We start from the raw sequence: 24294 nt of genomic DNA on the forward strand, positions 1-24294 counted from the left end.
TTGGTTATCGTATGATGCCTGCACAGTTGTTGTGTAAAAAAGAAAGCCACCCCGAACCTCGGGATGGCTTTGCATTAGGGTTTATAGTACTTGTTTACTTTCTGACAATTACTTTATGCGTTTCGGTCTTGTCTCCGGCCCTTATCGTGAAGAAGTATACTCCTGAGGACAAGCCATCTAATGACAAGTCTGTACCTGTTCCGGCTTCTTCAGCTGTCAGCTGCTTTTGCATCAGTTGCTGGCCGAAAGCGTTGGTTACTGTTATCATTACCGGACCTGTTGCTGGTTTTGCCAGTTTCAGGTGAATTCTGTCCTGGGCCGGGTTCGGATAAAGTATAGCGCTGGCTTGTTCCGGAGCAAGTACTGCTGAGGTGAGGGACTGGCTCAGGCTCGCGTTCTTCAATACCAGCGTTTCTACAGTAGCCTGTGCGTCTCCGCCAAAGCGTGAAGTAACGTAGGCAGTGTTGATCACAGAAACCGGGTTGCTCACAACATCCACATTGTCGACATACCAGCCGGTGGCGCCGGTCAGTACATCAGAACCCATGCGGAAGCGGATGAGCGCCTTTTGCCCTTTGTAACTGCTCAGGTCCACGATCGTCTGGATGTAGCCGTTGCTGCCGCCTGTAAAGGCTGGCCCTACGATGGTAGATGCGTTTGCCAGTGGAATTTCTCCGTTATAACCGTTCTGGATCATTTTGCTGCCCAGGTTGCTCCAGGTCAGGCCGCTGTTGGTACTGATCTCGACCACTCCGCCATCAAAACCTGCCTCGGTAGCAAAGCTGTGCCAGAAACGCAGCAACGCATTTTCTCCGATTGTTACCGGCTGCGCTGTTACCAGGTACTGATCGCTATAGGCATCCGGGTCTACAGCAAACCAGGAGGTGGTGCCGCTGAACGGGTTTTTCGTGCTGAGCTGCCAGTCGCTCAGGCCAAGGCCGTGCGAGGTTTTCCATTTTCCACCGCCATTTTCCATGTCATCCTGGAAGTACACGGTGGTGCCGCTGCCCTTGTTCACGCGTACTTTGAACGTGCGGTTGATGGTCTCGCCCTGGGTCATTTTCACCGACTTGAAGGTTACCACGCCGTTCGAAAGTTTTGGCGCATCTGCTGTAGACTCCTGTACAAAGACAGTACCCTCCGGAAGCGGGTTAGTTATACTTACTCCGTTCACAGAACTTGCTGTCTCGTTCTTTACGCTGATGTTGTAGGTCAGCACCTCGCCGTCCACTACAGGAGAAGGAGTTGCTTGTACTTTGATTGCCAGTTTCGGATTGCAGGAAGGCGGCATATCGAAAGCCTCAACACCATCCGTCAGGTCGTCGTTACTGCCCTGCTTGGCACTGTAGCCCAAACCTCGTTTGGCGAAGGCCCGCCAGATGTAGCACTGGTTCGCTCCGCCGTTGTTGATGCGGTCGGCAGCAAGTATGGCATCGCGGGCGTCGATAAAGCCAGGGCTGCAAGGCTGTAGTTTCAGGCCATCTATGATCAGCTGCAGGGCTAGGTTGTTGCCGCCTTTGCCGCTGTAAATGTTCGGATCGTAGCCGTACTCATCGATCAGGTTCCAGGTCATGTCCCACAGCATGGTTGCCCAGATAAAGCCTACCCCATGAGGTACAGAGATTTCGGGATTAGAAATATCCCCATAAGTATAAGGGTTTATGCCCATGTCGGTGCTGTAAGGTGCCGGACGAATACCGCCGCCATCGGTTGCTTCAGAAAGTACATAAGTGCCAATGCCACGGCGCTGCGGGCCTGTGTCGCCTGCTTTCATGGTCATGTACAGGGCAAAGAAGTCGCTCCAGCCTTCGCCGCCCTGCTCAGCGCCGGATAAGCACTGCGTGCTTGGGCCTCCGGTAAGTCGGGTAGAGATGCCATGGCCGTATTCGTGGGCGATGATGCCGTTGTCCAGGTCGCCGTCTTTCAGCGGAGGAACACCGCCTTCGCGCCGAACAGCTCCTGTGAGCCCCTGTGCCAGGGCAGCTTTCAGTTTATCGCCATCTGCCTTGCTGATCATGATAGCCGGAATGAGCACGGCGGTGCCTGTTTCATCACCACCCATCGATGCTGCAGGGCCATCTACGTTATTCACCACGATAACCGCTGTGGCACCCGAAGCCTGTGCATTCAGGGCCTTCTCAATAAAAGAACAATCGCCGCGGTCTACCATAGCAATATTGCCTGTGATGGCACTTTGGTTGGCAAATGGAACCGGTACCGAACCTTTTGGTAGAGTCGTGGTACCGCTGCAGCCTTTGCTTGGGTCTGCAAGTACGATCTTACCACTTACACCTGTTTCGTTGATGTCTGGGCCAAAGGCGGCCTGCACGCCGGTATAAGAACCTGCCACAGAAGACGGTGCCGAAATGTGCAGCAGCTTGGCTGGCAGCGAGGAGGTCCAGAGGTACATCTGCATACGACCCGGCACACCATCCTGCAGCGTCAGGAAGTTGGCATTGTTGGTGCCGCCGCCGTCCTGTGCCTCGGCCATTACACCGTCCAGCCCCTGACCTGTGCCGGAGAAGTTGGTCTGCTGAAAGTTGCCGCTTACTTCGTCAAAACCATACTGGTAGAAAACGTCGTGCATCAGGTTGTTCCAGTAGAACAGGTTGGTGGTAGCAGCCTGAACATACGTTGCCGGCTCCTGTGTGAAATCTATCGGGAAGTCGAATTTCAGGTCGAAACCGCCATCCGGGCTAATGCCGGCGTTGGCACCTGCACGGTCTTCGTAGGCATGTACGTTGTTGCCTTTGGTGATCGTATAGGAGAGGGTACCGTCGTTGTGCCATCCCAGTGGAGATGCTGCGGTATTTTCCTTTCCGGTAACCAGTGTTCTTTCGCCGTGGTTGGGTGTTTCGTAGGGTACATCAAATATGCGGTAGGTGCCACTGCTAGCGATCAGTTCGGCGGCACTGCTGGCTGTAGCTCGTGGGGCAAGCAATTGGGTATAAAAATCCTGCCTGGCTTTCTGCTGCGTCAGTTTTATACTTCCGGCTTCCTTTGAAGCCCGGTTCATACTTGCCTTTTCTGCTCCTGCCGGCTGGTCTGTTACTACTTCGGCACCCCATCGGTCGTGCACTACCAGGTCCTCCTGCTTCAGTACGTTGCCAGTGGCGGCATCCACGCGCGTGTTCCAGTAGTGCTGCGCATCCAGGTTGTAAATAGCCACTTCCCATGCCAGGCGTACCTCTCCATTCTTCATAGGCTGGTACACCAGTTTGGCCGGAATAGGCGATAACGAAATGCCGCCATCGCTCAGCACCACTGCTTTGGCTGCTGCCGTTACTTTGTCGGTAGGCTTTTTGTGCTCCTTTACCTCGATCGGCTTCTTGGTATTGAGCTTGAGGTGACGTGCTGCTGCCTGTGCTGCCTGGGGGGCAGATAAAGAGGCATTGCTGCTTTTGATAGTGCTCCGCAGGTTAGGAATAAAGCGGTTGCCCATGTTGATGACGTTACCCTCGCGATCGATGTTGATGTTGAGGTTGGCGTCCACCACCTCGATGCCCTGGAAACGCTGGCGCAGGTAAATGTGCGTTACACCGCTTTTCTTGCTTACATACTGGTCAGTTATTACATAATCCGAGAGGTCAGCAGTAGTTAGTTTATACTCAGCCTTGGTCTGGTCTATGTGTCGGAGGGCAATGTCTAGTGCCGATTGTGCATTTGCTGTACTTGTTAAGAGCATGAAGAGCATCATACCCAGCAGGCACAGCAAATTGTGCGTAGTTTTTAGTCTCATAAGCGGTGTCGTTTGTTTTAAAGGTGTTACATATGGTACTGTTTGGTAAGCGGATATTATCTGTTTCAATAGAAGGTATTTGTACTCTCAGGGTGAAGCCATCACTGGTTGGGTAAATAATGTTCTTTGAAAAGTGCAGTGATGTAAAGCCTGTTGCTTCGGGTTTTTTGTTCGCGATGAGATATTTACGAGGCCTGAAACATGTTGGATTCTGGCGTTATAACAATGGAATTATTGAAATAGTACTTTTCCAGAAAGATAAGACGTGTATTAAGAGCGAAAAAGAGCAATGGGAGGAGTGAAGTCATAAAATCTGCTAATCAGGCGGGAGAGGCATAGGGAATGCAATAACTGCAGCAGCAGTAGGGGAATGCAATTAAAAGATGTGGGGTGTTGGTAGTAATTTGTTTAATATTATAATTTTTTCAATAATGTATATAATCAATATTCAGGAGCTTTAGTACCCTTATTACAGGAGCGGAAGCAAGGTAATGGTAGTAGGAATTATACTTTTTTAGAAGAAAAATTTTTAGAACTGTTTTTTTAAAAACTGTTGCTCCGGATGGTTACTGCACCTCGCTTTAGGGTCTGTACAGCCCGATCATCCTACGGAGCACCTCCTGCAGGTAACTGCCGCTATGCGGACCGTAAAAGTTCATCGCCCTCGCCTCGTACTTCTTCAACTTGTAGTGTTCATCCGGAATGATGTAGCCCAGGTAGCCGCCGTTGAACCCTGTCACCAGCAGGTGCTGCTCTTGCTCTTTTGCCTGCTGCTCCAGTTCCGACATGAACTCCCCGGAATAATCAGCAGGCATACCCAGCATGATCGTGTTGCCGAGCTGCAGGCTGCTCAGGTAAGCCGGATATCTGCCAAACAAAGTATAAAACAGGCCAGGCGCAAAGCGGTGGTTGTCGCCGATGCGCCACTGGGGCTCAGGTAAGTAGAGCGGCAGGCGTGAGGAGCCGAGCCTGGACGTATAAGCTGTTTTTACTGCAGGAACTGCTGCCAGTATAAGCTGTGCCAGTGCCTGCCCTGTTTCCTGCACGCTTTCAAAGCTGTCGCCGTGGTGGTAGACGGCCCGGTGGCTGGCAACAGCCCCGGCCGAGAAAGCAGCAAAATCATACTTCTGTTCCAGAGCATATACCAGTGCGCCCGGGTAGTCGCGGGAAAGGATAGGCTGCATAGAGGGAAGTATGGTCGGGTGTGCGGCGAAAGTGCAAAGTATGGCAGTGCTGCCGGAGGCTTGCTCAAATTTCAGGAAGCGCAGCAGCGTGTCGCGGGCAGCCTCGGAGCCGGTGAGGCGGTTGCTAACCCATGAGGCGGCGTTTATACTTCCGTAGCCGAAGCGGGTGGGTTGCAGGTTAGCCTGCGCCAGTTTTATACTTTGCAGGATCTTCTCCGTCGTCTGTTGCACCACACGTTTTTTATACTTGCCTGCCATGATACGGCCCGCGAGCTTTTTGCCCCAGCCGCCAAAGCTGGTGTGGGTGTGCGTGGCAGTTAAGTATACCTGCTCCGGCCTTAGCCCATGTGCAGCATACTTTTGCTCCAGGGCAGCTGTTATTTCCATCGGCGCGATCAGCATGTCCAGCGCTACAAAGTATGTCTGGCTCTTGCCGTTATCAAAAGCAAAGGTGCGCACCCACACCGAATCGTGCACCTGGTTATACTTCATGCCGCGGCGTTTGCCGTAGCCGGCCATCGGTGTTCCAACTTCAGGTGTGATATTCACTTTTGCCCAGCCAGCCTGCAGGGTATCGGCCATGGTGGCTGGCTGCTGCTCCTGTAATCCTTTTAAGGTTTGGGTATAGTAGCTGGTCTGCTGGTACGGGGTGCGGTCCAGGCGCTGCACCACACAGGACGGTGCTACAAAGAGCAACAGCAGCCAGCAGAGGCTGAACAAGGAGGATTTAGGATAATTCGGGCGCATCAATCCGACTAAGATACGAAATTAAAGCAGCTGTGGCCTGAGCAGCAGAAGTTTAGCGTGCCGGTTAATTTACCCGGGCCAGTTGTTTCCGGTTTCAGGCAATATCCCTTAAATTTGGCGTTTCTATAATCCGGAATTATACTTCCGGACCTGTAAAAAAGAGCGGGCGGAGCAGCGGTGATAGGCTCATAATCAAGCATTCTATACTTTCCTGCACCTGCTTCAGTCCCTTTTTAAAGAGATTTTTGCGTCATTCCCAATACTTATGGAACCGAATATCGACCACTTATTAAAGATTGCCACCGAGCTCAGCATCACCATCAAACAGGTGGAGGCCACGGCCACCCTGCTGGACGAGGGAGCTACTGTACCGTTTATTTCGCGCTACCGCAAAGAAGCGACCGGCTCGCTGGACGAGGTACAGATCGCTGCTATCCGCGACCGTATGGAGCAGCTGCGCGAGCTCGATAAGCGCCGCGAAAGCATCCTCAAATCTATCAAAGACCAGGAGAAGCTGACGCCGGAACTGGAGGCGCAGATCCTTGCTGCCGAAACCATGGCTGCCTTGGAAGACATTTACCTTCCTTACAAGCCGAAGCGGCGCACCAAAGCCACCATTGCCCGCGAAAAAGGACTAGAGCCACTGGCACAGCGCCTGTTCGAGCAGGAAAACTTTGACGTAACGGCAGAAGCAGCCAACTATATCTCGGAAGAGAAAGAAGTAAAAGATACTGCTGAAGCGCTCGCCGGTGCCCGCGACATCATGGCCGAGTGGATGAACGAGAACGCCGAAGCGCGTGCCACCATGCGCCAGATCTTCGAGAAAAAGGGCGTGTTCAAGAGCCGCGTAATGATGGGCAAGGAAGAAGAAGGCCAGAAGTTCAAAGACTATTTTGAGTGGGAAGAGCCGATCGAGAAAGCCCCTTCGCACCGCATTTTGGCCATGCGCCGCGGTGAGACCGAAATGGTGCTCATGCTGAGTGCGCAGCCCGATGAAGAAGAAGCAATTGCAAAGCTGGAGTCGATGTTCGTGAAAGGCCACAACGCTGCTTCCGAGCAGGTGAAGCTGGCTGCCAAAGATTGCTACAAGCGTTTGCTAAAGCTGAGTATGGAAACCGAAGTGCGCCTGAGCTCAAAGAAGCGTGCCGATGAAGAAGCCATCCGTGTATTTGCCGATAACCTGCGCCAGCTGCTGTTGTCTTCGCCACTCGGGCAGAAAACTGTGCTGGCCCTGGACCCAGGTTTCCGGACCGGTGTGAAGTCGGTGGTGCTCGACAAGCAGGGCAAGCTGCTGCACAACGAAACCATTTATGCCCACTCTGGCCAGCGCCAGCAGGAAGAAGCAGCGCAGGCTGTCCGTTACATGGTTACCCGCTTCGAAGTAGAAGCCATTGCCATCGGCAACGGTACGGCCAGCCGCGAAACGGAAGCTTTTGTGAAGAGTCTGAAATTGCCGGCTTCGGTGCAGGTGGTGATGGTGAACGAAAGCGGTGCCTCAATTTACTCAGCCTCCGAAGTAGCCCGTGAGGAATTCCCGGATCAGGACGTGACGGTGCGTGGTGCCGTTTCCATCGGCCGCCGTCTGATGGACCCGCTGGCCGAATTGGTAAAGATCGATCCAAAAAGTATCGGTGTAGGCCAGTACCAGCACGACGTGGATCAAACTGCCCTGAAGCACTCGTTAGACGATGTGGTGATGAGCTGCGTGAACGCCGTGGGCGTGGAAGTGAACACGGCCAGCAAGCAGTTGCTGACCTACGTTTCCGGCCTGGGACCATCCTTAGCCCAGAACATTGTAGAATATCGCAACCAGAACGGGCCTTTCCGTACGCGCACCGAGCTAAAGAAAGTACCGCGCCTGGGAGATAAAGCTTTTGAACAGGCAGCAGGCTTCCTGCGCATCCGCAACGCTGCCAACCCGCTCGACTCTTCGGCGGTGCACCCGGAAAGCTACCCGATTGTGGAGCAGATGGCCAAAGACCTGGGCGTAACGGTGCAGGACCTGATCCAGAAAGAAGAGCTGCGCAAGCAGATCAACCTGAAAAAATACGTAACCGAAACGGTAGGTCTGCCGACCTTGCAGGACATCGTAAGCGAACTGGCCAAGCCAGGCCGCGACCCGCGCCAGACCTTTGAGGCGTTCAGCTTTACCGAAGGCGTGAACGAGATCAAAGACCTGCGCGAAGGCATGAAGCTACCGGGCATCGTGACAAACGTGGCAGCCTTCGGTGCCTTTGTGGACGTTGGGGTGCACCAGGATGGCCTGGTACACGTGAGCCATTTGTCAGACCGCTTTGTAAGCAACCCGCACGACGTGGTGAAAGTAGGGCAGAAGGTAGAAGTGACCGTGCTGGAAGTGGATGTGAACCGCAAACGCATCTCCTTAAGTATGAAAGGCGACCCTGCGGCACCTAAGCCAGCCGGCGGCGGTAACCGCAGCAAAGGCGGCAACAAGAAAGAAGAAGAGCCGATGAATGACTTCCAGGCGAAACTTGCCCAGCTGAAAGGTAGGTTCAAGTAAGCTTCTAGAGTATACTAAATATGGCTTTAAGCCCCGGTACTGCACAGGTACCGGGGCTTTTTTGTTTGGTAGTTACTAATAATTAAAGGAGGAGTGCAGGCAGGCGCTGAAATGGTGCAATTGGTTTTTTAGATATTTCGGGTATAAGGTGTTGTGATGTGTAACAAGCTGAAATTCAATTATCCGGTATTTTTTATGTTTAAGTGCGATAGAAAAGACATTATGGCATGGGAAAATTATATATATGGAATGCTTAATATTTAAAGTTTGATTTAGTATGTTTACCACATCAAATTCAACCAATCTACATTTTATGAAAAAATTATTACTATTATTTACAGTTATGTTGGCTTCTGCCGGGGCAGCTATGGCTCAGGGAGCAGCTCAGGATTCAACTCAAAATACAGTACAGGAGCAGAGCAAGATCAGGCTGAATGCTGGACTTATCTTCGGTTCTAAATCGGGTATGGACGACGACGGATCTGAAAAAGGCGGAATCGGTCTTAACGTTGGCGGAGAATATTTCTTTACAGATAAAATTGCAGCGGCTCCGAGCTTTGATTATTTCTTTAAATCAAGTGTAGAAAAAACATGGGTAAGAGTAAGCTCCCTGAACCTGGATGGCAGGTATTACTTTGCTGAAAATGGAGGAGCAAACTTTTATGGTATAGCCGGTATTTCGGTAGCTTTTGCAAAAGTTGGATACGATTACGGCGATTACGGCAAAGGCTCCGCCTCAGACAGTGAAACAGGCCTGAACATTGGTGCAGGTTTGGTTTATCCGCTGGAAAGCTTTGATTTCAACGCTCAGGTTAAGTACAATACGCCACTGGAACAGTTTGTTTTACAGGCAGGCGTATCTTTCCCGTTGAACCTTAAATAAGACACTCGCTGTAGTGCTACAGCTAAAAGTGTAAAGTATAAAAAGCCCCTGCTATACATTAGCAGGGGCTTTTTCTTTTCATTTAAATTAAAATCTGCCAAAGCCTCAAGTATAGCTATACTTTTGGTAATATAGACTTTATTCTATGTTCTGATTCTTTTTCAGATATTTGCCCCATCAATCACTTATCAAACCTTTTTATGAAAATCAAAATTTTACTATCCCTGCTGTTTGTAGTTGCTTTCGGGTATACTTCCTCGGCTCAGTCTGTTTCTGTTGGTCCTCGAGTAGGCGCAACGTTTGCAAAGATCAGTGTATCGGATGATGAAAACGGTATATCAAACGATGATATCAAGTATAACCCAGGCATACAGTTTGGTGCTGTGGCAAATTTCATGATCAACGACATGTTGTCTATTCAGCCTGAACTTCTTTACATTCAGAAAGGCTACAAGATCGGCGAAGACGAAGCTTACCTGAAAGGCAGAGCAAACTACATCGAGCTCCCTATACTGGCTAAAGTAGCTTTCGGAACAGAGCAGCTGCATGGTTTTGCAACTGGCGGTCCAACTGCCGGTTACTGGGCAAGCGGCAAAGCTTCTATGGAGTTTGATGGCACAAAAGCAAGTGAAGAGTATGAATTTGATGATGAGGATAACCGCTTTGAGCTTGGCGCCAGTTTTGGTGTAGGTATTGCCTACAAAGTTGGTCCTGGCGAGCTGAACCTGGACCTGCGCTACGGCCTTGGATTCACGAATCTGTACGATACAGAAGGCGACGGAAGCAAAACAAGAAACAATGTGCTTGGCATTTCGCTGGCTTACCTGTTCGGCGCTAAATAAGCTTTTAGCAAGTATAAAAAGGAAGCGGCTCCTGCTAATAGCAGGAGCCGCTTCCTTTTTATACTTGCTTGTACTCAACTAATCAGTATTTTACAGTAACTATACCAACTGTTTAAAACGTATCCTTAGAAAAACTATAAAAGCTATGGATACATACAATCCCAATCTTTCAAGAGCGCTGCACACGGAACATATCTCGCCGCCGGCAACAGGTTCTAGCCACATCAACGTGAGCACACCAGAGCGAATCGTATCGACAATAGGCGGTGCTGCCTTGTCTGTGCTCGGGCTCAAAAAGCCGGGTGCGCTTGGTATGGCAATGGCCACGGCAGGAGGCATATTGCTGTTCAGAGGAGCAACCGGCTATTGCCCGATGAACCAGTTGATGGGCCGTGACACCGCCGACGGGCACGACATCTCGATGGAGGTCGTGAAGACTATAACCGTGATGAGGCCACGCCACGAAGTATACCAGTTCTGGCGCCTGCTCGAAAACCTGCCGAAGTTTATGGAGCATCTGGAAGATGTGCGCCAGCTGGGGCCGCAACGTTCGCATTGGATCGCCAAAGTACCCGGAGGTTTGGGCAAAATAGAATGGGACGCAGACATAATCCAGGAAAAGGAAAATGAACTGCTTGCCTGGAGATCATTGCCCGAATCTGACATAGACAATGCCGGTGAGGTACGTTTCTCGGACGCGCCGGAGGGGCATGGCACCATTATACAGGCTGTGATTTCGTATAGTCCGCCGGCAGGCTCGGTAGGGGGGCTGGCTGCCAAATTGCTGAACCCGATGTTCAAAACAATGGTGGAGCGGGATCTTAGGTACTTTAAACGCTACATGGAAACCGGCGAGGCGCATCCAAAGCACAAGCAACCGCTAGGCAGCGCCTAATCAGAGTATAGCTCTACCTGAAAAGGAGCCATTTACAAGTATAAAGCCAGGTATAGCCGAACTATACCTGGCTTTTTTATGGTTAGAGTATACAGGGTGACGAGCAATCTGGCTATACTTGCCGGATGTAACGCAGGAGCATAGCTGGTGCGTTTTTTGCTTGTAAAAGAGGAAAAAGAAGAAATAAAATGAAAGATATAATTGCTTATGGTTTGCTGCTGTTGCTGGTACTGGCAACTTTTTCGTGCAAACAGGCGCAGGATATAAAAGCATTTACAGAGGCAAAGTATAGCCTGCAGGGTGTTTCGGATGTGAAGGTAAACGACATTGACGTGGAAGAACGATTGCAGGCGCAGCAAGGCCTGTCTTTTGGTGAGCGCGACAGCCTGTTGGCTGCCGTTACCAGTAACTCGTTGCAGGTAAGCTCTACGCTTGCCCTGCACGTAGAGCTGCAGGACTCTGTTGAAGACAGAAGCCTGACCGTAACCAAGCTGGAATGGCTGTTGCTGGTAGATGAGGAAGAGGCCCTGACCGGTACTATAAACGAAACCATTGTACTACAGGAAGGGCTCAACACAATCCCGATCAAAACACCGGTTGGGATTGCCGTATCAGAAAACCAGCAAAACTACGCCGGACTTAACCGCCTGATCAGCCTGGTAAGTAAAAAGAGCGATATCCGGCAGCACATCACCCTCAAAATAAAACCAACCATACAAACACCTGTAGGAGCTATTGAATCGCCCCGGTTTATTACCGTTTCTAAGCCGGCTGCACTGGCAAGTTTGTAAGGTCTGAAAAGTAAAAACCACTGCCGCAACAAGTAGAGCCTGTTGCGGCAGTGGATTTTTTATGTCCTGCTTTGTCAAATTCACATCAGGCGACTTGTACCGCTCTTTGGCTGGAGAAACTTTCCTGCACCAACTCCTGGGCCAGATTCTTTGCCTGTTGTCTGATTTCGCGGAGGGCAGTAGATTCGTACAGCATACTTTTGCGGGGTGGGCCCAATGTATACAAATTACTGATCGGTTGCCCGCTTTTGCGCAGCAACGTGCCATTGGCTGCTGTCATCAGGCCCAGGTAGAGCGGGTCTGGGGTGATCAGTTCATCCTGCAGGAGCTGCTGTACCAGCGGGTGGCTTACCTTCCGGAAGTCGGAGGTGGGGCCGGTACAGTTTATAACACGGGCTACTTCCAACGCTTCAACTTGCCGGGTTCCTCTTGGCCGAAAGTATACTTTGGCGCCTGTGGCCGTAGTTGCTGCATCAACCAGGTCAGCAGCTATGATCTTTAATTGCCCCTTGTCCTGCAGCTGCTGTAGCAGCTCTGCGGAGCGGGGCGGCATGCGGTGCCGGTGCGTTTCCCAGTAGGGCCGCAGGTGCCGCAGAAAGCGTTTCTTTTCTGAGAGAGGTAGCGCCTGCCAGATGGCAGGAATATGCTCGCGCAAGCCATCGAGCACGCTCCTCCAGCTATACCCCAGTACCTCCGCTTCCCGTATCTCCTGCCGCACAAACCGGAACAGGTCAAGTATGCTTAGGTGCGGATGTAGCGGCAAAGCCGGAAGCTGGTAGGGCCTGGTTTGTGTATCGAAAACCTGTGGCAGCATGCCGTGGCGGGACAGCACGTATACTTTACCCCGGTGGCCCATCTTGTCCAGCGTGCCTACCAGGTCGATCATGGTCAGGCTGGAGCCAATAAGCAGCACGGGAGCTTCTTTGGGTAGATCGGCCAAAGCCTCTTCAGACCAGGGCAGGGCAGCATATGCTTTGCTCTGGTAAAACGGCATGTTAGGTATGGGTACATCAGACGGGGCAAAGTTGCCCAGGGCCAGTACTACGTGATCGCTTTCTATACTCCTGCCATCGGCAAGGGTAACGAGTAATTTCTCTTGTGTTGTAATTTCCCGTTCTACAGCTATTGCTTCAGCCTGCAGTATGCTGAACTCTATCCCCTTTGCTGCACTTTGCCTGCCTTCCTGCAGGCGGGCATGCAGGTAATCGCCGAAAATGTAGCGCGGAATAAAATCGTTTTCTGAAACCGGTATACTTAATTGGGGTGTATAACGCTGCTGGTGCTGCTGCAGCCAGTCAACAAAATCCAAAGGCTTGTCGGGAAACAGGCTCATTGCCTTTGCAGGAACGTTAAGCGGCTGATAGGCTAGCTGGCTTGAGTAAGCCACTCCCCGAAAACACTGCTTTTCTACTTGCTCAAGGAGGTAAATTGTCATGGGGCTTTTGGCCTTCAGCAGCAACTGGATGGCAGTTAAAGTTCCGCTCAGACCGCCGCCGATAATGGTGACTGTTTTCGAAGACATAGATACAGCAGGCTTGATTAGATGTTATTACAAGTTCAAAACAGACAAGCTTATGCTAAGCGCCTGTAACTGGAGCAGTGTTGTAGTGGTAACTACCTGCTAGCTATGTAGATGAGCAATAACGGGAATTACGTCCGGCCGGCAAATAGGTTTTTACCTGAACCTAAATTATTCTTCTTTTCTGTATCGATTTGTGCCGTGACCTAACAGTACTGCTCTGGATAAAAGCTGTCCATAAAACCCTGTCTATACTTGCTCCAAGGCTATACAGCCTCGGGTGGATAGCACCTCTCTGAAGTTGAAGTGCAGGTAAAGCAGCACAAACATACTGAGTCTACTGCGTGATCTTTTGCAGCAGGATGAAAACAGTGATTTGGGAGCGGGAAAGGCAGAATGTTAAACTATAGTTAAAGTAGCCTGCATCGTGGCATAATGCTAAAATAAGTATGTTGTTGCGCCGTTGAAGAAATAGGCGCGGTGCCTGTGTTTTTGGCAAAATACTTGCTTCTGTATACGCAGCAGGTCAAACTTTCCTGTTACCACTTAAGCAACTACGAAGTATGAAAATAAACGCAAAGTACTCTTTTTATCTCCTGTTGTGGGCTATTGTGGCATTGCCAGTAGTCAGCCAGGCGGCTGCACCTGCGTCGGCCACTGCCACTGCACCAGCCGGTGCCCGCGACATCATCACCGAGATTATCGATGTAGTGGGGCTGAAGCCACGTTTTGAGATACGTTCGGCCAACATCGAGAATGCCGCAGCTGTTATTTACAACGGCAAGCGCTACATCCTCTACAACGAACGTTTTCTGGACGCGATCAACAATGCCGTGCACACCGACTGGGCCGGCGTAAGTATACTTGCCCATGAAATCGGCCATCACCTGAACGGCCATACATTGTCCCGCTCCGGCAGCAACCATGCCGATGAACTGGAGGCAGATGAGTTCTCAGGTTTTGTGCTGCGCAAGATGGGGGCAAGCCTTGATGAAGCGCAGGCAGCGATCAACCTGTTGTCGGAGGAGGAGCATACCCCAACGCACCCGGGCAGAAGCTACCGCCTGGCTGCCATCAGCAAAGGTTGGGGTAATGCCGACGAGCAGCTACTGGCCAGCAACAACAACGCACGGCCCGTGCAACCGGTAACCCGCACCGAGGCGCCGGCAAAAGCACAGCCAGCCACCCGGGCTGCTGCTACCCTCGACAGCCGCAATGTGTTGCGCAAAGTTACCTTTGCGGCAGCGCCGGATGAGGAGTTTTACCTGACACGAAGCATGCAGCTGGTACACCTTACCGAAGCAGGACCGAAGGTGATCGGCAAACTGGCCCGTACCAATAGCCGGCAGTATCCGTTTTACTTCGAAAGCAATTACATACAGCCGCTCTTTGTAACAGAAGAAGGCGTTGTGGTAAACAGGAGAGGGCAGGAGGTAGGATATTTCAGTTAAGCCGGACTTATTTTTGGTAACACGGCGATATTATTGAGTGAACAGCCGGAAAGCGTTTAGGTAGGCAAAAAGGGATTGGGTAATTTGCAGGCCTATCTACTTATTTACCTACAACTATGAAATTGATTAAACCCATCTTAAAAGGCTGCAGCCTGCTGCTGGCTGCAGCCCTCATTTTTTCCTGCGACGATGACGACCTCTGTATACGGGGCGAGGGGGATGTGGAAACACGCGTCGTGAACCTTGATTCTTTTGAAGGCGTTAAGGTAAACGGCGACAGCAAAGTATACGTCCGGAAAGGAGCCCAGCAGTTGGTGGAAGTAAAAGGTCAGCCAAACGTGCTCGACGAGCTGGAAACAGAAGTAAGCAACGGCATCTGGCAGCTTGAAATCGATCGCTGCCTGCGAAGCCACAAGACGGTGGAAGTATTTATTACCGTACCTGAGTTCAGGCATGCTGAGATAAATGGAGACGGCAGTATTGAGCTGGAAGAAAACTTTGAGGCTGCAGAATTTCAGGCGCTGTTGAATGGCTCCGGAAGTATAAAAGCGCTTACTGTGGCAGATAAAGTGATCAGCCGCGTGAACGGATCCGGTTACATTGATTTGGGTGGAGAAGCCCTGCAGCATGATGCTTTTATTTCGGGCTCCGGCAACATCCGGGCGTTTGATCTGCCTACCAAAACGACTACGGTGCAGATCTCTGCCTCCGGCAATGCCGAAGTAACAGTCTCTGAAACACTGGACGTAAACATCAGCGGAAGCGGTAATGTATACTACAAGGGAGATCCAACTATAACAACCCAAATATCCGGCTCCGGCAAAGTAATAAAACGCTAAAGGCCAAAGTATAAGAAAGTATGAAGTTGATAAAAAATATAAACTACCTGCTGGTATTCTGTGTGCTCGCACTGAGTATCAGCTGCAAAACACGAGATGACCTGCAGGCTTTTAAAGATGCTAAGTATAGCCTGGCAGGTATCGATCAGCTGCACCTTAACGGCGTAAGCCTGCTCGACAAGAAGCGCCCAGAGGACTTTAATTTTGCAGAGGCAGCCATGCTCTTTTCGGCAGTATCCGATAATAAACTGGCTGCCAATTCTACGCTCGGGCTGAATGTGGAGCTGGAAGATGGAAGCAAAGAGCGCAGCATGACGGTTACCCAGCTCAAATGGCAGTTACTGCTGAATGGAAAACAAACCCTGAGCGGCCTGGTAAACGAGCCTGTGGAGCTGCGTAACGGTTTGAACACGCTCTCCATTAAAACGCCTGTGCTGCTGGCCGAGGAGAACGGAAGGCCGGACTTCAATAACCTACTGGGTTTGTTAGGGTTGCTGAACAATCAGGATAAATCCAAGCGTCCGGAAGTTGTACTTCAGATAAAACCAACCATTCAAACTTCGGTCGGACCTGTCGAATTTCCCTCATTTATAAATATTCGGCAGTAAAAGAGGAGTAAAAGACGAACTTGCGAAAAAGGCGGCAAACGGAAACGATTGCCGCCTTTTTTGTGTTTTTCTCTTATCTGCAACTAAAACCAGAGAAGCTCCGTAGCGCGGGGCTTGCTATTTTAAATATCGTCTTTTAGCCAAAGAGATTAAAACAATGAAGTACGAAGTAACCACCACAAAAGACTTACAACAGCCTACTCAATCTGTAAAATCTTTACCTCAGAACCGCTGGGTGATGAGTGGCAATGTAGTGGAGCTGAACCGAAAGATTGTTCAATCGGAAGAAGCTGACACAGTAACCAAAACTACCTCATCTAACGAGCTGCCGCTGCGCCGTAAAAGCTGGATTCCGTGGCCTAAATTTTAATTGGCAGAAGCTATAGTTTGTGACAATATCCGGTGCTAACTTGGGTGTTTAAACACTTGCTATGTTAAAACAAATCGCCCTGGTTGCAGCCTTTGCCCTGTGCACGGCTGTGCCCGGATTGTCGCAAAAAGCTGTACTGGATAAGCAACAACTGCTACGAGATCTTAAAGTGCTCGCTGCCGATTCTATGGGGGGTAGGCTCAGCGGCACGCCCGGCAACAAAATGGCGCAGGAGTATATCTCGAAGCGTTTCAGCCAGATCGGATTACAGCCTTACAACAACACTTACAATCAGCATTTCCGGCTGGAGTCGCGGCGGATTGTGGTAGAGCAGGCTACCAACCTGGTGGGCTACATTCCGGGAAAATCCGGCAAGACCATTGTTATAACAGCGCACTACGACCATGTAGGCGAACGCGAAGGGCAGATCTATAATGGCACCGACGATAATGCGTCAGGCGTGGCAGCATTGCTGGCTGCCGCTACTTATTTCAAGAAACACAAGCCAAAGCATACCTTGATCTTTGTTGCCCTTGATGGCGAGGAGCTTGGTTTGCAGGGAGCAAATGCTTTCCTTAACAACCTGCCGGTTCCGAAGAAGGACATGTTGCTTAATGTGAACATGGACATGCTGAGCATCAACAACAAAGGCGAACTGTACGCCAGCGGCACTTTCCATAACCCGGCCCTGAAGCCTTACCTGGAGCAGGTTGATCCACGCCCGGAAGCAAAATTACTGCTCGGGCACGACCGTCCCGAGCAAGGGCAGGACGACTGGACCAAGCAGTCGGACCACTACCAGTTTCATAAGCGCGGCATACCTTATGTATACTTTGGCGTAGAGGATCACCCGCACTACCATAAACCAACTGACGATTTCAGCAACGTAAATACCGCTTTCTATCCGGACGCAGCCTCGCTGGTGATCGACTTCCTGAAAGTGGCGGACAAGAAGCTGGGGAAGAAATAAGGTAAAGTATAGTTGCTCTTGTCCAACAGCCAAACTCCCCTCCTTGTCTAAGGAGGGGAGTTTGGCTGTTGCTATACTTGGAAGTATGAATTTCATCGAGCAAGTATAAACACACCCCTACCCCTCTCAAGAGGGGAATCCTTCAATAGCCATAGTTGAAGTATAAGCTTTATAGCTGCAGGTATAGCACGGACAGGTCGCGACCTGTCCCTACAATAGGTTAAAGTTGCATAGCAGCTCACGAAGCAGAGTCATTTCCAGTCCTTGGGTTGAGCTTCTTTGATTTGTTGCGGTGCTGAGCTTGCTCAGCAGCCCGCAGCGTAAGCGAGGAGCAGCTTCAAATCAACAGCGCGATACCCCAGACGAGGCCCCGCGGCCCTGAGCGCACCAAAGTATAAAATGAAACAATAGGTGAGTTAGACTGAGGAAGGCAAGTAGCTACGAAGCAAAGGCTTGTTAGCTACAAGTACAAACCTCAGCTATAAGTATAGATTCCATACTACATTCTAAGTATAAATTTTGTTTATACTTTGTATTATCTCTATATAATGATGTAATTATTGTAAAAGCTTCATCCTTTTCGTATACTGGTCGTAGAAGCTAAATGAGTCACAAGGCTTCGTTATACTTGTCTCTGTTGTGCCGCACCAGGCAATCACTTCGACCAATAACCGTACTTGAAACACCTTACCCTACGCGGGATATGAACAGGAGCTCTTACCTTTTTATACTTTTCTTTCTGATTTCATCGCTGGCTGCTTTCCGGGCCGAAGCACAGAAACGTTTCCTGGGGATTGACCCGCGAAGCAAGGTGCCGGAGCGAGGCATTGTCATTCAGCTGACAACCGGCCTGGCCGCTGTTAAAAGCGACATCTGTGGCAGTATACCCTGCAACGACATCGGGCTGAATATCGGGGTAGGGGCCATGTATAAATTTACCCCCATGGTAGCGGCAAGTATAGAACTACAGCGCCTTAAACTGGGTGCCGAAGAAAAAACGCCTACAAAAGACCTGGCTTTCCGCTCAGAGGTACTGGAGCTGTCTACAACGTTTGTTGTGAACCTGCTCGACAGCTACAGTGGCTCCAACCTTTACCGCTCTTCGCGCAAGCGCTTTATCGTACCTTATGCTAAGGCGGGTATAGGTGCCGTGTACTACAAGCCTACGTCGTATCCTGCCTCACAGGGCAGCCTGGACGATTCTCAGACCACCTACGATCCGGAACGCAATTACCCTGCTGTTGCCGCTGTTATACCGTTTGGGGGCGGCATGCGCTTCCGCCTCAACGACCAGTTCAGCGTTGCCCCGGAAATACTGTATCATATTACCACAACCGACTACCTGGATAACATAGGGCCACGGCTGGGCAATGCGTCTAACAAAGATCATTATCTCACCGCTACTGTGAAGCTGCTCTATACGCCTTCCATCAAAAGCAGCATCTTCTCAAAGAAAAAATAACGCCTGATCACTTAGGCCGGCAGCATTCTTTTAACTCCTACCTGTACTTCCCGTAGAGAAAACGTCGGAGCAGTGGCAATTGCGTTGCTACAAAGCCGATTTTACTATCACTAACCAACCTACAACTATGGAAGCACAGCAAAAAAAGAATTTATGGTGGTTGGCCGCAGGAGCCGGAGCGTTGCTCGCCGCCAGGGCCATCGGTCGAAAACTGAATGCCTACGATTTCAGGAACAAAGTAGTGCTGATCACGGGCGGCGCAAGAGGGCTGGGGCTGGTTATGGCCCGGCAGTTGGCCGAAGAAGGTGCCCGCCTGGTGCTGTGTTCCCGCGACAGAACGCAGCTCGAAAATGCACGCATGGAGTTAGCCGGAAGCGGAGCCGATGTGCTGGTCGTAGAGTGCGACGTTACGGACCAGGACCAGGTAAACGGGATGATTGACGATGTACAGAACAACTTCGGACCGATCGATGTGCTGATCAACAACGCAGGCATCATCAGTGCAGGACCTGTGACTGAGATGACCGTACAGGAGTTTGACGAAGCAATGAAGGTGCACTTCTGGGGACCTTTGTATACAACGCTGGCAGTACTGCCTGCCATGCGGGCGCGTGGCGGAGGGCGCATTCTGAACATTTCTTCGATAGGCGGAAAGCTGGGAGTGCCGCACCTGGTACCCTACAGCGCCAGCAAGTTTGCGCTCAGAGGTTTTTCCGAAGCACTTCGTGCCGAACTGAAGAAATACAACATTATTGTTACCACAGCTACGCCAGGCCTGATGCAAACCGGCAGCCCCCGCCATGCTACTGTTAAAGGGCAGCACAAGAAAGAGTACGCCCTGTTTAAACTAATGGACTCAAGCCCGCTTACGTCTATCACGGCAGAACAATCGGCGCGCGAAATACTGGACGCCTGCCGCCACGGCGATGCCGAAGTGACCACCTCATTACCTGCTAAGTTCGGCTCCTTGCTACACAGCCTGACGCCGGAACTGACAACCGAGTTCTTTGCTTTGATAAACAGGCTGCTTCCTGGTGAAGGTGGAATTGGAAAAGGCAGGGCCAAAGGCTATGAGAGCGAAACGCCACTTTCCCAATCGGGGTGGACAGAGCGTACCCGGAAAGCAGAAATTCGAAACAACGAACTATAAACCTGATTATACTTTCTATCTTGCCACAAGAGAAAAGTGGCAGCTATACATTTCCCTTTATGAAGATAAAGAACAGAGAAAAAGCCTACGACGGCTATTTTAAAATATACAAATTAACCGTAGAACAGCACGGCCATACATTTGTGCGGGAGCAGTTTGACCGCGGCGATGCAGTGGCTGCCCTGGTATTTGATACGGAGCAGGGGAAGTACATACTTACCCGTCAGCAGCGCATCGGGCCGGAGTCGGAACTGGTGGAAGTGGTAGCCGGCATGGTAGACGAAGGGGAAGAGCCGGAAACAAGTATAAAACGTGAGATAGAGGAGGAGATCGGCTACCACGTGAATCACTTGGAGCACCTGCATACCTTTTACTCTTCGCCCGGAGGCTGCACGGAGCGCGTGTTTTTATATTATGCTGAAGTATCGGAGCAGCACGCCGATGGTGGCGGCAAAAAGGACGAGCACGAGCACATCGAGGTGGTGGCTCTTACCCCACAGGAGCTTGATAAGCTCGTTACGCCGGATGCCAAAACCATCATTGCCCAGCAATGGGTTCGCCTGCACCGCAAAAAGAAGTCAGAAGGTATCCATTAACGACACCTGAAATGCAATAACACAACAAAAGCTGGCCCTACAAGTCAGCTTTTGTTGTGTTAGGTCTTAGGAGTGAATACCTGCTATTTCCGCAGATCGCGCATCAGGCTTCCGGCATCGGCTGAGCCCTCCAGGGTCAGGTATTCTGCCTGCAATGACCTGATCTTCAGGTTATCTCCGCTTGCAATCTGGCCTTCAATTTCGCCTCTGCGCTGGTTTAGCTGTCCGTACACATAGTCAACGTAGTCCCAATCGCTCTGGGTCCATTTCTGGCGCTTTGCCCGCACCACACCCATAAAGGTAAGGTAAGCCTCGCGTATGTTCTGTGGCGAAATCTTGTTTATATCTTTGTATTCCCGCAGCAGTTGTTCCTGCCACTGGGTTAGCTTCGCTTTGTCGAGCGGCGTTTGCTGGCGGCGCTCCTGGCGCTCTTCCCATCGCTGGTAGCGGGATTTCAGTTGGTTGTATTCTTCTTTCGATTCTGCTGAAAGGCTGTCAATGTCCTCGTCGAGTTCGGCAGTGCGCTGTCTGAATTTCTCTTTTACCTCCGGCCAGTCTCTGCGTATGGCTGTGTCGGCACTGCCTGATTTTTCGTTCATCCAGCCCCGCAGTTCCTCCAGCCTGTCCTCGGCGGTTTTGCCTGTCCTGACTACGCGCGCGGTATCTTCGCGCTCGGCTGTATCCACGGTAATTTCTTCTGTGTCTTCCACGGTTCGGTTGCGCTCGCAGCTCAGCAATGCCAGGCAAAGGCAGAGTGCAGCTGCATACCGCATGGCATTATGAATAGGGTTTATTTTCATGGTTTTATTTTGGTTAAGGCTGATTTAGCGCCTGTTGGTCATACTTACGAAAACAGGCTGTTCAGGATACTTCAGAGTCCGGCAAGCAACGGTTTATCCTTGCTGATGCCGTCGCCATAGCGGAAATGTTTGTTAACCGTAACCGGTAGGATGCCCCGGGCCGGCAACCTTCCGAAAAGTAGCTGCGCAGCGGCACGCTGTGCCTGGGCTTGTGGCTGGTAGGCAAGCAACAGGCCCCGTGCTTTGTGTATGCCCTCGAACTGCGCTAAGGTATAAGCATTATCGAAAAAGGTGATAATGGACTTGTCGGAGGAGGCCAGTTCCCGCACAAATTCGGTAGCTTCCTCGGAGTAGCCAAGTTTGTTGCTGGGGTTTATACTTGGTCCGTACATACTTACCAGCACAATGTCAAAGCGCCTAAGCTGGCGTTTCAGCTTTCGTACCTCCTTCTCGTCTGCTTTCCTCGAGAGCACAAAATCCGTAGTATGGCGGGCATATTTTTTCACTTCCCGCTGAAAAATGGTTGGCTGTCTTGCCCCGATGGAAACTGTTGCTATTCTGTCCTTTCTTCTCTGGCGCACCGGTACTACCCGGTGGCGGTTCCGGAGCAAGGTTAACGCTGCTTCTGCAAGTGCCTGGTTGGTGCTGTCGGCCACCGCAGGGTTCAGGTCCTGGTAAAGGTTGTGCAGCTCTATCGGTTTATACTTATCCAGCCCAACCCATTGCTTTGCTGCCAGCATGCGTTTGCATCGGCGGTCTATGTCTGCCTGTTTGAGCTCGCCGCGGGCAATGGCCTCTTTAATGGCCTGTATGGCTTTGGGCACGCTGTTCATGCGTTCCAGCACGTCGTTACCCGCCATCAGGGCACGTGCTTCGGCTTCGCCCGGCGGAAAGTATTTGGTCACACCCTTCATCACCATGGCATCCGTAAAGATCAGCCCTTTGAAGTTAAGCTGCTGTTTCAGTAGTCCACTCACGATAGGCTTGGACAAAGTGGAGGGCAGGTTTTGTGTGGCATCGAGGTGCGGAATGTGCATGTGTGCCACCATGATGCCACCTACTCCGTGTTCAACCAGCTCTTTGAACGGGTACAGTTCCAGCGAATCGAGGCGATGCCGTTTGTGGTTGATGACCGGCAGGTCGTAATGCGAGTCGATGTCGGTGTCGCCATGGCCAGGGAAATGCTTGGCAGTGGCAATGATGCCGTGTGATTGCATGCCCCGCATGTAAGCCAGGCACTTGGCCGTAACATCCAGCCGGTTCTCGCCAAAAGCGCGGTAGCCAATAATGGGGTTGGCAGAGTTGTTGTTGATGTCGGCAACCGGAGCAAAGTTAACGTGCATGCCCAGGCGTTTGAATTCTTCGGCCACCTCTTCGCCCATGCGGTAGATGAGCCCGTTATCTTCAATAGCTCCCAGCATCTGCTGGAAGGGGTATTGTACTGTACTATCCAGGCGCATGCCGACGCCGGTTTCTGCATCCATCGAGATCAGCAGGGGCACTTTGGACGCAGCCTGGTAGCGGTTGGTAAGCTTTGCCTGGCGCACGGGTCCGCCCTGGAAAAAGATGATCCCTCCGATCTTATACTTCTGGATCAGGCGCATCACGTCGGCTTCATACTTTGGCCCCTTGTTCGAGAAAGCCTCTACTATCATGAGCTGGGCAATGCGCTCATCGGGTGTCAGGGTATTGAAAACAGAGTCTACCCAGGGCGAAGGGTTCTCGAGGGCCTCCACAAAAGACGTGGGGGCTACGTACTCCGACGGGAAAAAAGCCTGTGTATCCTTGTAGCTCTGACGCTGGGTGTCGGAGCCCTCGCAACCTCCCAAAAGCAATACCAAGAGGAACAGCAAAGGATAAAGCAGCCTTATGCGGGCTGGCAAAAGAGCAGGACAAGTAGGTTTTGTGCGCATGGTACCATATGGCTGCCCTCTGTTTTACTTACGTTTACGGGTACAGGTTTTGCATTTGCATAACCTGCTGTCCGGGGCAGCCGGAAAGGTTGATTACGGAAAAACAGCCAAAAAGGTGATTTTTAGGCTGTAGTTTTACCCGAACAAAGTATATTTAGCAGTAGACGCTGCCACAAACCCTAACAGATATACCCGATGCCACAGCATTTTTCAGGTAACGTATCGCCGGAACTGCAGGAAGAAAACAGCCGGTTTGCGCATAGCTTTCTGCCCGGAGCTTTGTTTGTAGCACTGCTGTGGCTCATAAGTTTACTGGAATACCTGACGGATGCAAACCTTTCCTGGCTGGGCATACTGCCCCGCAACTTTTTCGGATTGATCGGGCTGGTTACGGCGCCGCTCATACACGGTGGCCTGGTGCACCTGCTTTCTAACTCGTTCCCGCTGGTACTGCTCTCCGGTTTTATACTTTTCATGCACCGGCACATAGCTTTGCGTGTTATTGCCTTCGTGTATTTTTCCAGCGGGATACTGACGTGGTTTATCGGGAGGCCGGCTTACCATGTAGGCGCGAGCGGAGTAATTTACGGTTTGGCTGGTTTTCTGCTCTTCAATGGCCTGCTGCGCCGCGACCGGGCAGCCATGGCGGTGTCGCTGGCGATGCTGTTTTTGTATGGAGGTTTGTTCTACGGGCTGTTTCCGGAAGAAGAGCGGATTTCCTGGGAGGGGCACCTGGGAGGCTTGCTGTCAGGTTTGCTGGCCGCTGTCCTGTTTGTGGAAGATAAAGTTGCAGTACAAAAACCTGCTGACGAGGTACTGGAAGAAATAGCAACCCTTACTGTTTTGCAGCAACAACACTCGAGCAGCACCATCGGGAAAGATCTGTACAAGTATAAAATCAATTACCGGATCGCGCCTCCGGCAGAAAACCAGAAATTTCAACAACGATATGTTCTGAATAAACAAACGGGCATGGTAGAGCCGCCAACCCACGGGTATGGAGTTTCGTCTTGA

19 protein-coding genes are annotated in these 24294 nt (G+C 51.1%); 14 read left to right on the forward strand and 5 right to left on the reverse strand.

Going from position 1 to position 24294, the window contains the following annotated elements; genetic code table 11:
* Positions 1-94: 94 nt before the first annotated feature.
* Together MJ611_RS07410 and MJ611_RS07415 are read right to left on the reverse strand one after the other, a co-directional pair.
* Positions 95-3739: a T9SS-dependent M36 family metallopeptidase gene (locus MJ611_RS07410; protein ID WP_250429015.1), complete on the reverse strand. Its 3645-nt coding sequence runs from the start codon at positions 3737-3739 to the stop codon at positions 95-97.
* Positions 3740-4320: 581 nt separating this feature from the next.
* Complete coding sequence (locus MJ611_RS07415) at positions 4321-5670, reverse strand: neutral/alkaline non-lysosomal ceramidase N-terminal domain-containing protein (protein ID WP_250429016.1); 1350 nt, start codon at positions 5668-5670, stop codon at positions 4321-4323.
* Positions 5671-5935: 265 nt separating this feature from the next.
* Between MJ611_RS07415 and MJ611_RS07420 the strand changes: the two genes are divergently transcribed.
* The 5 genes from MJ611_RS07420 to MJ611_RS07440 all read left to right on the forward strand — a co-directional run bounded on the left by MJ611_RS07420 (position 5936) and on the right by MJ611_RS07440 (position 11602).
* Positions 5936-8191: a Tex family protein gene (locus MJ611_RS07420; RefSeq protein ID WP_250429018.1), complete on the forward strand. Its 2256-nt coding sequence runs from the start codon at positions 5936-5938 to the stop codon at positions 8189-8191.
* Positions 8192-8504: 313 nt separating this feature from the next.
* Positions 8505-9074 carry an outer membrane protein gene (locus tag MJ611_RS07425; protein WP_250429020.1) on the forward strand — a complete coding sequence of 190 codons (570 nt, stop codon included), beginning with the start codon at positions 8505-8507 and terminating at the stop codon, positions 9072-9074.
* A gap of 200 nt (positions 9075-9274) precedes the next feature.
* Complete coding sequence (locus MJ611_RS07430) at positions 9275-9916, forward strand: porin family protein (RefSeq protein WP_250429022.1); 642 nt, start codon at positions 9275-9277, stop codon at positions 9914-9916.
* A gap of 145 nt (positions 9917-10061) precedes the next feature.
* The gene (locus tag MJ611_RS07435) at positions 10062-10811 is read left to right on the forward strand and encodes a YgaP-like transmembrane domain (protein ID WP_250429024.1); all 750 of its coding nucleotides are present in this window, start codon (positions 10062-10064) and stop codon (positions 10809-10811) included.
* A gap of 188 nt (positions 10812-10999) precedes the next feature.
* On the forward strand, positions 11000-11602 hold the full coding sequence (locus MJ611_RS07440; RefSeq protein ID WP_250429026.1) for a hypothetical protein: 603 nt from the start codon (positions 11000-11002) through the stop codon (positions 11600-11602).
* A gap of 85 nt (positions 11603-11687) precedes the next feature.
* Here MJ611_RS07440 and MJ611_RS07445 read toward each other — a convergent pair whose 3' ends face one another.
* Positions 11688-13124 (reverse strand): FAD/NAD(P)-binding protein, encoded by a 1437-nt coding sequence (locus MJ611_RS07445; RefSeq protein ID WP_250429028.1) that lies wholly within the window; start codon positions 13122-13124, stop codon positions 11688-11690.
* A 560-nt stretch (positions 13125-13684) separates the two neighbouring features.
* Here MJ611_RS07445 and MJ611_RS07450 point away from each other — a divergent pair.
* The 8 genes from MJ611_RS07450 (at position 13685) to MJ611_RS07485 (ending at position 20567) form a co-directional block, all read left to right on the forward strand.
* Complete coding sequence (locus MJ611_RS07450; protein WP_250429030.1) at positions 13685-14572, forward strand: membrane-binding protein; 888 nt, start codon at positions 13685-13687, stop codon at positions 14570-14572.
* A 116-nt stretch (positions 14573-14688) separates the two neighbouring features.
* The gene (locus MJ611_RS07455; RefSeq protein WP_250429031.1) at positions 14689-15411 is read left to right on the forward strand and encodes a head GIN domain-containing protein; all 723 of its coding nucleotides are present in this window, start codon (positions 14689-14691) and stop codon (positions 15409-15411) included.
* Positions 15412-15431: 20 nt separating this feature from the next.
* Positions 15432-16019 carry a hypothetical protein gene (locus MJ611_RS07460; RefSeq protein ID WP_250429033.1) on the forward strand — a complete coding sequence of 196 codons (588 nt, stop codon included), beginning with the start codon at positions 15432-15434 and terminating at the stop codon, positions 16017-16019.
* Between the two features lie 157 nt (positions 16020-16176).
* Entirely contained in the window at positions 16177-16389 is a 213-nt protein-coding gene (locus MJ611_RS07465) for a hypothetical protein (RefSeq protein ID WP_250429035.1), read from the forward strand.
* Between the two features lie 61 nt (positions 16390-16450).
* Positions 16451-17359, forward strand: coding sequence for a M20/M25/M40 family metallo-hydrolase (locus tag MJ611_RS07470; RefSeq protein ID WP_250429037.1), 909 nt, complete (start codon positions 16451-16453; stop codon positions 17357-17359).
* Between the two features lie 703 nt (positions 17360-18062).
* Complete coding sequence (locus tag MJ611_RS07475; protein ID WP_250429038.1) at positions 18063-18821, forward strand: outer membrane beta-barrel protein; 759 nt, start codon at positions 18063-18065, stop codon at positions 18819-18821.
* Between the two features lie 127 nt (positions 18822-18948).
* A complete protein-coding gene (locus MJ611_RS07480; protein ID WP_250429040.1) occupies positions 18949-19971 on the forward strand; it encodes an SDR family NAD(P)-dependent oxidoreductase in 1023 nt (340 codons plus the stop codon).
* Positions 19972-20030: 59 nt separating this feature from the next.
* Positions 20031-20567: an NUDIX domain-containing protein gene (locus MJ611_RS07485; RefSeq protein WP_250429042.1), complete on the forward strand. Its 537-nt coding sequence runs from the start codon at positions 20031-20033 to the stop codon at positions 20565-20567.
* 83 nt (positions 20568-20650) lie between these two features.
* Here the strand turns inward: MJ611_RS07485 and MJ611_RS07490 are convergent, their stop codons facing one another.
* Positions 20651-21367: a hypothetical protein gene (locus MJ611_RS07490; RefSeq protein ID WP_250429044.1), complete on the reverse strand. Its 717-nt coding sequence runs from the start codon at positions 21365-21367 to the stop codon at positions 20651-20653.
* A 71-nt stretch (positions 21368-21438) separates the two neighbouring features.
* Positions 21439-23280 (reverse strand): glycoside hydrolase family 3 protein, encoded by a 1842-nt coding sequence (locus MJ611_RS07495; protein ID WP_250429046.1) that lies wholly within the window; start codon positions 23278-23280, stop codon positions 21439-21441.
* 195 nt (positions 23281-23475) lie between these two features.
* Here MJ611_RS07495 and MJ611_RS07500 point away from each other — a divergent pair, with 195 nt between their 5' ends.
* Positions 23476-24294 carry a rhomboid family intramembrane serine protease gene (locus MJ611_RS07500; protein WP_250429048.1) on the forward strand — a complete coding sequence of 273 codons (819 nt, stop codon included), beginning with the start codon at positions 23476-23478 and terminating at the stop codon, positions 24292-24294.

This window comes from Pontibacter ruber (assembly GCF_023630205.1).
Classification (GTDB): Bacteria; Bacteroidota; Bacteroidia; order Cytophagales; family Hymenobacteraceae; genus Pontibacter; species Pontibacter ruber.